General features: G+C 43.9%; 12 protein-coding genes (1 of these 12 running past the window's edge). All 12 read left to right on the top strand.

Going from position 1 to position 12,903, the window contains the following annotated elements; translation table 11 throughout:
- On the top strand, window positions 1-135 hold the end of the coding sequence (gene acpS, locus FGL80_RS03830; RefSeq protein WP_010002253.1) for a holo-ACP synthase. It extends 276 nt beyond the left edge of the window; the window shows 135 of its 411 coding nt (coding positions 277-411); its start codon lies beyond the left edge, outside the window; the stop codon is at window positions 133-135.
- A complete protein-coding gene (gene alr / locus FGL80_RS03835; protein WP_009999786.1) occupies window positions 132-1,259 on the top strand; it encodes an alanine racemase in 1,128 nt (375 codons plus the stop codon). The genes acpS and alr overlap by 4 nt, the downstream gene beginning before the upstream one ends.
- 39 nt (window positions 1,260-1,298) lie before the next feature.
- Window positions 1,299-1,664, top strand: a complete 366-nt coding sequence (locus FGL80_RS03840; protein WP_029510310.1) for a type II toxin-antitoxin system PemK/MazF family toxin — start codon at window positions 1,299-1,301, stop codon at window positions 1,662-1,664.
- Window positions 1,665-1,697: 33 nt separating this feature from the next.
- The gene (locus FGL80_RS03845) at window positions 1,698-2,744 is read left to right on the top strand and encodes an acyltransferase family protein (protein WP_055308400.1); all 1,047 of its coding nucleotides are present in this window, start codon (window positions 1,698-1,700) and stop codon (window positions 2,742-2,744) included.
- 236 nt (window positions 2,745-2,980) lie between these two features.
- The gene (locus FGL80_RS03850; protein WP_147001811.1) at window positions 2,981-5,665 is read left to right on the top strand and encodes a valine--tRNA ligase; all 2,685 of its coding nucleotides are present in this window, start codon (window positions 2,981-2,983) and stop codon (window positions 5,663-5,665) included.
- A 73-nt stretch (window positions 5,666-5,738) separates the two neighbouring features.
- Window positions 5,739-6,422: a hypothetical protein gene (locus FGL80_RS03855; RefSeq protein ID WP_055308398.1), complete on the top strand. Its 684-nt coding sequence runs from the start codon at window positions 5,739-5,741 to the stop codon at window positions 6,420-6,422.
- A 127-nt stretch (window positions 6,423-6,549) separates the two neighbouring features.
- Window positions 6,550-7,521: a beta-ketoacyl-ACP synthase III gene (locus tag FGL80_RS03860; protein ID WP_009999780.1), complete on the top strand. Its 972-nt coding sequence runs from the start codon at window positions 6,550-6,552 to the stop codon at window positions 7,519-7,521.
- A gap of 316 nt (window positions 7,522-7,837) precedes the next feature.
- Window positions 7,838-9,208, top strand: coding sequence for a LysM peptidoglycan-binding domain-containing protein (locus FGL80_RS03865; RefSeq protein WP_055308397.1), 1,371 nt, complete (start codon window positions 7,838-7,840; stop codon window positions 9,206-9,208).
- Between the two features lie 10 nt (window positions 9,209-9,218).
- Window positions 9,219-9,569, top strand: a complete 351-nt coding sequence (locus FGL80_RS03870) for an NlpC/P60 family protein (protein ID WP_009999778.1) — start codon at window positions 9,219-9,221, stop codon at window positions 9,567-9,569.
- 204 nt (window positions 9,570-9,773) lie between these two features.
- Window positions 9,774-10,814 carry a LysM peptidoglycan-binding domain-containing protein gene (locus FGL80_RS03875; RefSeq protein WP_147001812.1) on the top strand — a complete coding sequence of 347 codons (1,041 nt, stop codon included), beginning with the start codon at window positions 9,774-9,776 and terminating at the stop codon, window positions 10,812-10,814.
- 68 nt (window positions 10,815-10,882) lie between these two features.
- Entirely contained in the window at window positions 10,883-12,136 is a 1,254-nt protein-coding gene (locus FGL80_RS03880; protein ID WP_055308395.1) for an aminoacyltransferase, read from the top strand.
- A gap of 62 nt (window positions 12,137-12,198) precedes the next feature.
- Complete coding sequence (locus tag FGL80_RS03885) at window positions 12,199-12,876, top strand: metal-dependent hydrolase (protein ID WP_055308394.1); 678 nt, start codon at window positions 12,199-12,201, stop codon at window positions 12,874-12,876.
- Window positions 12,877-12,903: the final 27 nt, after the last annotated feature.

Consider the following 12,903-nt stretch of genomic DNA (forward strand, 5'->3'; position numbering starts at 1 on the left):
AATTTTCCATATACGATACATGTGGCGATTACCCATAGTGGTGATTTCGTCAATACAGTCGTTGTGATTGAACGGCTAACAATCTGGGAAAGAGTGAGCTTAAAGCTATTTCCGAAACGTGGAGTTTTGTCATGACAAATAGTAATGAGTTACTAATGATGCGGCCGTCGTGGCTGACAGTTGACTTAGCAGCGATACAATATAATGCCAAACAGATTATGGCTCATGCTGGCGCCATACGTTTAATTGCTGTGGTCAAAGCTGATGCCTACGGTCACGGCGCAGTAGCAGTGACGACTGCGCTGTATGAAATTGGGGTACGTGACTTTGCCGTAGCCACGATTGCTGAAGGCGTGGCATTACGTCAGCAAGTACCATACGATGATTTTAATATTATCTTACTAGGCGTTCAAGACGTGCAATATGTGCCAGTGATGGTGTCACAGCGGTTGACACCGGCTGTTGGGACTTTGGCATGGTTAGATGAGGCTGAACAGCTACTTAACTCAGACGATCAACTCATGATCCAATTAGCAGTTGACACAGGAATGGGACGCATGGGGGCCCATTCTGAGGCCGCGCTGCAGGAAATGTATGACAAGGTGTTAGACACCCCAAGTTTGCAACTGAGTGGCGTCTTCACCCACTTTGCAACAGCTGATGATACTAATCAAGCTTATTACGATCAACAAGTGGCGAATTTTAACGCTTGGGTAACTGCTGTTGGTATTCCAAAACAATATTGGCATTTAGCAAATTCAGGGTCTGCTTTGTGGCATCATGATCAAATTGAGACTGGCACAATTCGGGTTGGCTCGGTATTGTATGGCTACAATCCAGGTGCACCAGAATTACCCATGCCAGTAGCGCTTAAAAATGTGCTGTCTTTAAAGTCACGCATTGGGGCGGTTCACCAATTACAAGCAGGTGAATCAGTCAGTTATGGCGCGACTTATACAGCGACAGAACCGCAATGGGTTGCGACTTTGCCCATTGGGTATGCTGACGGTTATCTCCGACGAATGGGCGGGATGACGGTGTTAGTTAATGGTCATGAAGAAAAAGTGATTGGGCGTGTAACAATGGATCAAATTGTGATTACGTTAGATCGTGACTATCCGGTGGGGACAGTGGTCACCTTAATTGGTCAAGATGGTGATGCTGAAATCACGGTCGAAGACTTTGCCCAGTATGCGCAAACAATTCCGCATGAGATTTTAACAACTTTTGGACCGAGATTACCAAGAATTTATCAATGAAAAGCGCTATGAGCGCGTACATAGTAAGTGAGAATAATGATGAAAGAAGCTTATCAAACAGTGGTACGTGGCGATGTATTCTATGCTGATCTGAAGCAAGGTATTGGTTCTGAACAGTCTGGTGTACGGCCAGTACTTATCGTGCAAAATGACGTGGGAAATGCTAATTCGCCAACAACGATTGTTGTCGCGATCACGTCACAAATTTCTAAACCAAAATTACCCACACATGTGCTACTACCGGCACATTTAGGTGGCATTAAACGCGATTCAGTCATTTTAGCGGAACAGTTGCGAACAATTGATAAGCGACGATTACGCGATAAAATTGCGCATCTGAATGCCAATTCACACGAAATGCAACAAGTTGCCCAGGCATTACGGATTAGTATCGGAATTAAGTAATGGGGTTACGCGCTGGTAAATGAAGGAGTTGCTGTGGCATCGAAAAGAATTGCATGGTTAGATTTTGCCAAAGGCGTAACCATCTTTTTGGTGGTCATTGTTCATGTTGTTGAAGGCTTGTATAAAACAGGACAATTTCCCGCACAACAAAATATCTCGACCGATATCATGGGGGTCTTATTTACAGTTGTGATGCCAGTTTTCTTTGCGTTATCTGCCTATGTCTATACGCCACCGCGAAATGGCCGGCAATATATTATCGGTATCGGGAAAAAACTCGTGAATCTCGGGGTGCCATATGTCATTTTTTCAGTTCTTTATGTCGGTTTACAGCATGGCTCACAGGCTGTACATCATCTGAACTCATGGCAAGATTTAGCACATATTTATGCGTTACCTATCGGCTATCTCTGGTATTTATATGTGCTGTTTTTTGTGTACGGTGTTGTCGGCTTGCTGACGTTATTGCGTTTATCGCTTCTTATCCAGGGCGTCATTTATAGTTTGTTTTTGTGGCTTGCCGTCACACATACGACAGCATTGCCTTATGCTTTAGTGGGCGTCTTGATGTGGACGAGCAGTTTTTATATCGGTTATGTTTTCAAGCGATATCCGACCTGGTTGACCCATTGGTTAACGGTCAGTTTGAGTGGTTTCTTGTTTGTTGGTGGGTTAGCTTGGCAAATGCAACAAGGGCATGACTGGTTTGCGACTGATATGATGACGACAACTGATGTCTGGGCTAAATTGGCTAGTGTGCCACTATTTCTTTTTTTGTACCAAAAAAATCGTGGTGGGTTCGTGAGCAGATACTTTACAACGTATGGGCGGTATTCACTGATTATCTATTTGGTGCATGCGCCGATGGCTTCGATTGGGCGAGTACTCCTACTAAAACTAGGCGTTAACCATTATGCCTTGTTGCTAGTGCTGTTGGTTGCTTTTGCTTGGGGAACCAGTCTCATAGTGATTTATGGCACGAAAAAATGGCCGTTGTTAAATGCGGTATTTAATCCGGTAGCCTATATACGACAAATAGCGTCACCTAAGCAAAGACTTGACGAACGGCTGAAATTCTAGTAAGATAATGCTTATCTTAGAGGATTAAGCAAATACATGCCCAGAGAGCTGATGGTGCTGTGAATCAGTCATGTTAATGCCCAAGGTTGCTAAGTGTTAACAAGTTGAATAATAAGAGTGGCTGATCATTGTGCTAAAAACAGACGATCAGCAATACAGGTGGTACCACGGTGAAAATCGTCCTAATATATTTTTTAGGACGATTTTTTTTGTATCATCAATAAAAGGAGAATAGTATGCGCGACATTGATATGTCAACAAAATATGACCCAACGGCTGTTGAAGCAGGCCGTTACGACCATTGGCAAGAAAAAAAGTTATTTGCACCAGAATCTAACCAAGCCATTCAGGGGCAAGAACCAGAACCTTATGCCATTGTAATCCCACCACCAAATGTCACGGGTAAGTTGCATTTGGGGCATGCTTGGGATACAACGCTGCAAGACATGATTATTCGTCAAAAGAAAATGCAAGGCATGGATGTGTTATGGTTGCCAGGTATGGATCATGCCGGTATTGCTACGCAAGCCAAAGTGGAACAACGTTTACGTGGTGAAGGTGTCTCACGTTATGACTTGGGCCGTGAAAAGTTTGTTGAACAAGTCTGGGACTGGAAGAATGAATACGCAGCCACGATTAAGCAACAATGGGGTAAGATGGGGCTGTCACTCGACTTTGACCGCGAACGTTTTACGTTAGATGAGGGCTTGAACAAGGCTGTCAACAAAGTCTTTATCGACCTTTATAATAAAGGCTTGATCTATCGTGGTGAATATATCATTAACTGGGATCCCCAAGCACGAACAGCCTTATCGGATATCGAAGTTATTTATCAAGATGATGAAGGCGCATTCTATCACGTGAAGTACCCATTTACTGACGGCACGACATTTGATGGTAAAGACTACATCGAAATTGCCACAACACGACCAGAAACGATGTTTGGGGATGTGACTGTGGCCGTTCACCCAAGTGACGAGCGTTATAAGGATTTAATTGGCAAGACAGTTATGGTGCCGCTTGTCGGCCGTGAAATTCCAATTATTGCCGATGAATACGTTGAAAAAGACTTTGGGACTGGGATGGTTAAAATCACGCCCGCCCATGACCCTAATGATTTCCAAGTTGGTAACCGCCATGATCTGGAACGGATCAACACGATGACAGATGATGGTCATTTGAACGAGTTAGCTGGCCCATATAATGGCATGGAACGTTTTGAAGCACGTCAAGCGATTGTGGCAGATCTTGAAGCTGGCGACTACATGTTAAATGTTGAACCAATTGTACACTCCGTTGGTCATTCTGAACGAACTGGTGTGCCGGTTGAATCGCGTTTATCAACACAATGGTTTGTGAAAATGGCACCATTGGCTGAACAAGCGTTGGCGATGCAACAAAATCCGGATGAAAAAGTTGAATTTATCCCAGCACGTTTTGAAGATACCTTTACGCGTTGGATGGAAAACATCCGCGATTGGGTTATCTCACGTCAACTTTGGTGGGGACACCAAATTCCGGCTTGGTACAAGCATAAGGGTACTGACCAAGAAGAAATCTACGTGGGCACAGAAGCGCCTGAAGGTGAAGGATGGGAACGCGATCCAGATGTCTTAGATACTTGGTTTAGTTCAGCCTTGTGGCCATTTTCAACGATGGGTTGGCCAGAAGATACAACCGGTGATTATGCCCGTTATTATCCAACTAACACGTTGGTGACGGGTTATGACATTATTTTCTTCTGGGTAGCCCGGATGATGTTCCAAGGAAAAGAATTTACTGGCCAACGCCCATTTAAAAATGTTTTGATTCACGGCTTAATTCGTGATGGTGAGGGCCGTAAAATGTCAAAGTCATTGGGCAATGGTGTTGACCCAATGGACGTGATTGAAAAGTATGGTGCCGATGCGTTGCGTTGGTTCTTAGCAACGGGTTCAACGCCAGGCCAAGATGTGCGTTTCACTTATGACAAAATGGATGCAGCTTGGAACTTTATCAATAAGATTTGGAATGCTTCCCGTTATGTCATCATGAATTTGTCAGAAGATACCCCATCAACATTACCTGATTTGGATAAGCTGACCCTCGCTGATCAATGGATTTTGTCACGTTTGAACACGACCGTTGAAAATGTGACCCGTAACTTTGACAAGTTCGAATTTGGTGAAGCTGGCCGTGAATTGTATAACTTTATCTGGTCAGACTTTGCCGATTGGTATATTGAAATGACAAAGGAAACGTTGAACGGTGATGGAGACAAGGCGCCAGTACAACAAACATTGGCCTATGTCCTTGACCAAACATTACGTCTTTTGCAACCGATTATGCCATTTGTGACAGAAGCCATTTGGCAAGAAATGCCAGCTCAAGCGGGTCAAAACGCGGACTTCTCCGTGACCCGTTATCCAGTTGTTCACGAAGAATTAACGAATGTGGCGGCTGAAAAAGCCTTTAAGTCATTACAAGACTTGATTGTGGCTGTGCGTAATATTCGTTCAGAAGCCAATGCACCAATGTCAACGGAAATTGATTTGTTGATTAAGACAGCAGATGCTGGATTGGTTCAGATTTTCCAAGATAACGCGGATTATATTAATCGTTTTGCTCATCCAAAGTCGTTAACGATTGGCGCCGATATTGTCGCACCAGACTTGGCGATGTCACAAGTCATTTCAGGGGCTGAAATTTACGTGCCATTGGCTGAATTGATTGACATTGATGAAGAAATTGCGCGTTTGTCAGGTGAAGTGAAGAAGTTCACTGGCGAAGTAAAGCGTGCTGAAGGCAAGCTAGGCAATGAAAAGTTTGTCAACTCAGCGCCGGAAGCCGTTGTTGCCGCTGAACGAGAAAAGCTAGCCGATTGGCAAGCGAAGTTAGCTGCAACACAAGAACGTTTACAAGCCTTACAGGCAACTAAGTAAACCACTAAAGAGTCAGTTCAGATTTCTGAACTGATTTTTTGGTTGGTGAATGGATAGAGACAGGGTAAAGCCTATGACAATGACGGTTATTTCCGATCCTGATCATCCGCAGTACGATCAACTCACACAAGTGGATGATCTCGATGCGGCCACACTTTGGGCACTACAAGCACGTGCCCGTCAACAAAAAAAGGGACTCATAGCGTCTGTTGCCAATCCAATCAGTCGGGGGTTTTTGGCTGATAATGGCTTTGAAAGTGTGAATCAAACCTATTTTGCGACATTAAATATTCGAGATTTTTCTGGCGAACCGGTGGTGCCGGTGGCTGATTTAGATAGTGATTTACAAACAGAACTCGTCCTATTACTGCGCGATCATTATGAACGTACCCATCGCTTCAATCCACCAGTAGCAAACGTTGACTATTCAAAATGGCTCTTTGGTCATCAGGATTTTGATCCTGAGTATAGTATTGTGAGATTGGCAAAACAACATGTGGTTGCCGCTATATTAGTCTTTAAAGCCGATGATCAGTATGAACTTCAATGGACATTTGGGGATGATGTGGGAACGTTACACGATTTGTGGCGTGATTTGTTAGGCATTTTACCCGTTGGCAGTCGGTTACACGCTGCTTTTGAATCAACGGATGTCTTAGCCATGAGTGTCTATGACATGTTTAACTGGCACGACACGCAACCCGTGCAAACCACCATGATATGGCGTGACACGGCAAACAACTTGCGTATTATATAAAATCCGCTACAATAATATAAGTATAAAAAGAGGGTGTAACGTGGTAACGTTTGTCAATGTGATGACCAATGTGTCTGAATTTGATAAATGGCATGCCCCGTTACAGCTGTTTAGAGGGGAAATAACGATGCCCGGAAGTAAAATATTAGCAAGTGCGCATTATGTCCCAAGTGATATTGTGACAAATGATGATCTTGCTGAAATTATGGATACAAGTGATGATTGGATTCAATCACACACAGGGATTAAAACGCGACATATTTCATTACAAGGTGAAAATACCAGTGATTTGGCTACAAAAGCGGCGGAGCGCGCTTTGGCTAAAACGTCACTGACAGCAGCAGACATTGATTTAATTATTGTCACGACTTTTACACCAGATGGTTTAGCGCCATCAACTGCAGCCTTAGTGCAGCGTAACTTGAAAGCTGATAATGCGTGGGCGTATGATATTATGACCGCTTGTGCTGGGTTTGTTTTCGGACTCAGTACTGCGGATAAGTTTATGCGTTCAGGGATGTATCGCAATGCCTTGGTTATTTCAGCAGAAGTCAATTCTAAAATGATGGATTTTACCGACCGAACAAGTACGGTTTTTTTTGGTGACGGTGCTGGCGCTGTGGTGTTGACAGCTGTTGCGGAAGATGGTGTGGTTGTCGGTGAAAAGATGCATACAATTGGGGATGCCGATGTCGTCCATTCTGGTCGCATTGCTCCTTTGAAGACCTTGTCGGCTGACAATTATCCAAAAATTGACGCTTTTTCACAAATGGGTCGGGCTGTTTTTGATGAAGTCACAACCCGCATTCCACAACATATTCGTCATTTTTTGGCCGGCCATGGTTTAACGCCGGCGGATGTGGATTATTTCATTCCGCATCAGGCGAATTTGCGTCTGATTGAATACATTGCCAATGCCCTTGATGAACCGATGGCGAAATTTGCGACAAATGTGGTACATAATGGGAACACGTCGTCAGCAGGGATTGCCATTGGGTTAGATGAACTCAATCAGACAGTTGATCTTACTGGCAAACGTGTGTTATTAACTGGATTTGGTGCTGGGTTCACCTATGGTAGCTTACTTTTGGAATTTTAAAGAAAAGGTTAAGACGCCTAATAAATTAAAAGATTAAAAAAACACCGTAATCGGATCAAAAATTGACCGAATTATGGTGTTTTTTTTGTCCAAAAAGGCGTGCAAAATTTGAATTTAAAGGGCGGCAAATGTTGTTATGACAAGGTTTATGGATTATTGTAACGGTTCTGTAACAAAGTTACATGATTGATAAATTCGATCAATATTGGCGTTATACTCTACCGTTATACTAGTAAATGTTCTTAAGATTTGTATAAAGACAAATCTAAAAATTAATAATTATAATGAAATCTAAATCTTTGGAGTAAATATCGCAATGGTTAATAAATTAAAGAAAACAATGTTGGCAACAGCTGCAGGTGTTGCAGCACTTGTTGGCAGTCACGCTGCTGCTTCAGCTGATACAGTGGAAGTTAAGGCAGGCGACACTTTGAGTGGTATTGCTCAAGCAAATAACACAACAACAGATGAATTAGCTAAAGTAAACAATATTAGTGATCACAACTTGATTATTGCCGGACAAACATTGACAGTTGCTGACACCAAGCCAGCTGCTATTTCAGCTGATGGGACAACTTATACAGTACAAGCTGGTGACTCATTGTCGAAGGTTGCCGAACACACAGGTGTGAATGTGGCAACGCTTAAGGCACTTAACGGTTTGTCATCAGCTGATTTGATCGTGACTGGTCAAACATTGGCATTGAAAGCAGCACCAGTAGCAACTGCACCAACAGTAACGGCAGCTGAACAAGCACAAGATTTGACATACATTGCTGCTGCCGACGCTAACAAAGACGGCTTCATGTCACTTGACGAATACAACACATTTAAAGCAAATGGTGGCGATGTGAATCAAACAGCTGCCAAGCCAGCCGAAACAGTGACAGTGCCTGAAAATGTGGCTTACATCGCTGCCGCTGATACAAACAAAGATGGCTTCATGTCAGCTGCTGAATACCAAGCTTATCAAGCTAACGGTGGCGCAGCTGCTGCCGCACAATCACAACAAGCAGCTATTAGTGTGCCCGAAAATGTGACGTATATTGCTGCCGCTGATACAAACAAGGATGGCTTCATGTCAGCTGCTGAATACCAAGCTTATCAAGCTAACGGAGGCGCAGCCGCTGCTGCACAACCACAACAAGCAGCGCCAGCAGCTGCTAGTGTGCCTGAAAATGTGACTTACATCGCTGCTGCTGACACAAACAAAGACGGCTTCATGTCAGCTGCTGAATACCAAGCTTATAAGGCTAATGGTGGCGCAACGGCTGCACCAGCACAACCAGTAGCCCGTGTTACAAACGTTTCAACACAACAAGCAGCGGCACCAGTCGCTTCTTCAGCTGTTCAAACGATTTTGAACTCATTGAATGCAAAGCGTGCAGCGCTTGGTTTGGCGCCAGTTCGTTTGGATGCCGGTTTGTCAGCCCGTGCCCAAGCACGTGCCTACAACGCCGTGAATAATGGTGGATTACCATCAAATCACTTCAGTACAAATGGTGAAGTTGTTGCCATTGGTTGGAGTGCCGGTACAGTGATCAATGCTTGGTACAACGAAACCAACATGATGACAAATGGCACACCAGGACACCAAATGTGGGTTGCTAACGCACGTGCCTCAGCTGTCGGCTTTGGTATTGTGGGTAACACAATTGTCGGTGTATCTGACGCCGGTCAATATTAATACATGACGCATGGCTAATAATTGGCTAGATATCGCACTAACGCAGTTGGGGAAAACATACCAGTCCTCAGGTGCGTTTGTTGCTTTTGTCATGAATACATCCAACATCAAAGCTGATGGTCAAACGGGTCACTGGTCACAAGACCTGATTGATTTACTTTATGATGTGTATGAACTCAATACCGTTGAAAATACGCGGCCCGGAGATTTGTTGTTTTGGGGGATTCCCGAACAGCCTTATAGTGTTGGCATCTATGTCGGTGGCAGTCATTACATTGCTGTTGATGAGAATGACGCCCAGGTTAAGATTCAAACGCTGAGTCAGAGTTGGTATCCGACATTTGCTGGAACAGTCCTTTAGATTTGGTTTGAAACCAAAAAGAAATGTAATTGTCACAAAAGACATTTAAAACACTTTTTTGTGACATGTTTGTGTTCTTGATAACGAAGTGAAAAGAATGCACAACATCTACGTTATGCTAATTTGGTACACTTATCATTGTCGAGAAGACCTCAAACAATGATACTTAATCAAGTCTTTAACTTTTAAGGAGTTACCTATATTATGAAAACATCCACTATGCTTAAATCTGCTGTTGCTGCCGGCGCATTTGCTGTTGCTGGTGTGGCAACTGCCAATGCTGATACAATTACTGTTCAAGCTGGTGATACATTATCAAAGTTAGCACGTGCAAATGGCACAACTGTTGATGCCTTAGCAAAGGCCAACGGTCTTTCAAATCCCAACTTGATTTTTGTTGGGCAACAATTACAAACTGAAGGAACTGCTAACGCTGCAGCGTTAGCTCAACCAGCTGCAACGCAACAAGCAACTTCAGCCCCAGCAGCTGCTAATGGTACTTATACAGTGAAGGCTGGCGACACATTGAACCGTATCGCCGCTGCTAACGGCACATCAGTTGCCGCACTTGCTACTGCTAACGGTATTCAAAACATTAACTTGATTGCGGTTGGTCAAGTATTGAAGTTGTCTGCTGATGCAACTGCCCCAGCAGCAGCACCGGCTCAACCAGCTGCGCCAGCGCAAACACAACAAGCAGCGCCAGCCCAACCAGCTGCTTCTGGTAGTGTTCCTGATGATGTGAAATACATTGCAGCGGCTGATACAAACCGTGATGGCTTTATGACAGCTGCTGAATACTTGGCTTATCAAGCTAATGGTGGCACAACTGCCCCAGCAGCTCCTGCAGCCCCAGCGCCAGCAGCACCACAAGTAACGCAAGTTTCAACAGCCGGTAACTCAGCTGCAGCAACGATGTTGAATTCATTGAACGCATTGCGTGCGTCATTGGGACTACGTCCAGTAACTTTGGATGCTGGTTTGTCAGCGCAAGCACAATCACGTGCTTACAACGCTGTTGCAAATGGTGGTTTGCCAACAAACCACTTCCGTACAAATGGTGAAGTCGTTGCCATTGGTTTTGGTTTCAACCAAGTAATCAGTGCTTGGTACAACGAAACAGGCATGATGACAAATGGTACACCAGGGCACCGTATGTGGGTCACTAACCCACGCGCAACATCAGTTGGTTTTGGTGTTGTTGGTGGCACAATTGTTGCCGTATCTAACGTTGGTCAATACTAATAAAATCTTTAAAGACGCCCTTGTCGGCGTCTTTTTTTGTATAATAGTAGGTAGAGGAACATAGTCTTATGACATTAGTCTTTACAACACTAACACCAGAAGAATATAACCAATTTGAATTACAGCAGCCATTGGGTAGCTATACGCAATCTGTTTTACAATATCACCTTTTGCGTCAACGCCAGCGTGACGCATTTTTGTTGGGTGTTAAAGATGATGACACAATCGTTGCGGCGGCATTAGTCACCACCGAAATGACACGTTTTGGACAGGTCTATCTGTTTGATCGTGGGCCGTTGATGGATTTCAATGATCGTGAGTTGCTGGCATTTTTTGCTCGGTCGGTGCGTCGTTTTGCTAAAAAGCAAGGGGCGCTCTATATCATTTGGCGTCCGAATATCACTTATGCCGATACGGATGATAAGGGGCAATTAATTGGCGGTACAAATGATCAGTTCTTAACGATGATGACGACTGCAGGCTTCACACATGAGCCATTCCAATTTGGTATGTCAACTACTGGGTCGCCAACTTGGGAATATGTGAAGCCATTAGCTGGCTTAGATAATGAGCGAGAGATTCGCCAATCTTACACGAAGAACGCACAATATTATTTAAAGAAGAATCAGCAATTTGGCATTCAATTACGCGAATTATCACGGGAAGAGTTACCGGCGTTTAAACAGTTAACCCAAACGACTGCAGACCGGCTTCACTATCATGATAAAGACTTATCGTTTTATGAGGCGATTTATGATAATTATGGTGACGACGCGACCTTTATTTTTGCGGAATTGAACTTCGAACGCTACATAGCGGAAGAAAACGACAAAATTGCGGCGTTGGATCAAAAGTTAGCTAAAATTCAAGAAAAAATTGATAAATATCCGCATCAGGATAAGTTTAAGCGGCAATTTGCCGAATTTGATGATCAAAAGCAACATCACATTAAGCGTGTTGAAAAAGCCAACCAACAATTTGCAGCCGCCGGTCAAGCAACGGTTGTTGTTGCTGGGGCACTGTTTATTGCGCAACCACAAGAAATGACCTATTTGTATTCTGGTACATATGAGGCTTATATGGATTACTATGCACCATATCAGATCCAAGATGCGATGATTCAACGGGCAGTGGCGCAGGGCATACCGCTTTATAATTTTTATGGTATTTCAGGCCGGTTTGATGGCTCTGATGGTGTGTTAGGCTTTAAAACAGCATTTGCTGGACATGCGCGTCAGTTAGTCGGCGACTTTATTTTACCGGTGAATGGCACAAAATACCGGCTTTACCGGTTACTAAAGCGTTTAACAGGCCGCGGTTAAACAGTGTTTTGAGATTGATCGCGATAAAATCATTGGTTTTATCTGTATGAGGAGGCAATTTTATGGAATTGACACATTTTGGACATGCAGCATTACGGATCGTGTCAGATGGCACAACGATCTTAGTGGATCCGTTTATCACGCAAAACCCTTTTTTAAATCACGCTGATGAACTAGTTGAGACACTGGCGGCTGATTTTATTATCGTGACCCATCCTCATGCAGATCATGTGGGCGACACGTTGGCGATTGCACAACGTACAGGGGCCACAATTGTTGTCTTAGCAGATACGCACTATGATTTTTTGGCGACCAACGACTTGCCGGTTATTGCGCCTAATTTTGGCGGTGAGGTGCAACTCACCCCAACCATTAAAGTTAAATTCTACCCAGCCTGGCATGCGGTGACGACTGATGGACATGCTAGTATGTCGGCAGGATTTGCCTTAACTATTGAAGGCAAATTATTGTATTTTGCAGGCGATACGGGGTTGTATTCTGATTTAAAATTGGTAGCATTGCGACAGCCAGTGGATATGGCGTTTTTGCCCATTGGTGGCTATTATACGATGACACAAGATGATGCCTTGATTGCAGCGAGTTTCTTAACGGCAGCGCACGTGCTGCCAATCCACTACGATACTTTTCCAAAAATTAAAGCTGATGTGACGCGTTTTATTGCTGACTTACCGGCTGGTGTTGGCTTCAAACCAGCGATTGGTCAACCCTTTAATTTTTAGTGGTATAATGATTAAATATTTAATTGG

This window comes from Leuconostoc lactis (assembly GCF_007954625.1).
Taxonomy (GTDB): domain Bacteria; phylum Bacillota; class Bacilli; order Lactobacillales; family Lactobacillaceae; genus Leuconostoc; species Leuconostoc lactis_A.

Coding starts and splice junctions, on each gene's coding strand:
- FGL80_RS03855 (WP_055308398.1), top strand. CDS start 5,739: ATGACAATGACGGTTATTTCCGATCCTGATCATCCGCAGTACGATCAA.
- FGL80_RS03875 (WP_147001812.1), top strand. CDS start 9,774: ATGAAAACATCCACTATGCTTAAATCTGCTGTTGCTGCCGGCGCATTT.
- alr (WP_009999786.1), top strand. CDS start 132: ATGACAAATAGTAATGAGTTACTAATGATGCGGCCGTCGTGGCTGACA.
- FGL80_RS03865 (WP_055308397.1), top strand. CDS start 7,838: ATGGTTAATAAATTAAAGAAAACAATGTTGGCAACAGCTGCAGGTGTT.
- FGL80_RS03880 (WP_055308395.1), top strand. CDS start 10,883: ATGACATTAGTCTTTACAACACTAACACCAGAAGAATATAACCAATTT.
- FGL80_RS03885 (WP_055308394.1), top strand. CDS start 12,199: ATGGAATTGACACATTTTGGACATGCAGCATTACGGATCGTGTCAGAT.
- FGL80_RS03860 (WP_009999780.1), top strand. CDS start 6,550: ATGCCCGGAAGTAAAATATTAGCAAGTGCGCATTATGTCCCAAGTGAT.
- FGL80_RS03840 (WP_029510310.1), top strand. CDS start 1,299: ATGAAAGAAGCTTATCAAACAGTGGTACGTGGCGATGTATTCTATGCT.
- FGL80_RS03870 (WP_009999778.1), top strand. CDS start 9,219: ATGGCTAATAATTGGCTAGATATCGCACTAACGCAGTTGGGGAAAACA.
- FGL80_RS03850 (WP_147001811.1), top strand. CDS start 2,981: ATGCGCGACATTGATATGTCAACAAAATATGACCCAACGGCTGTTGAA.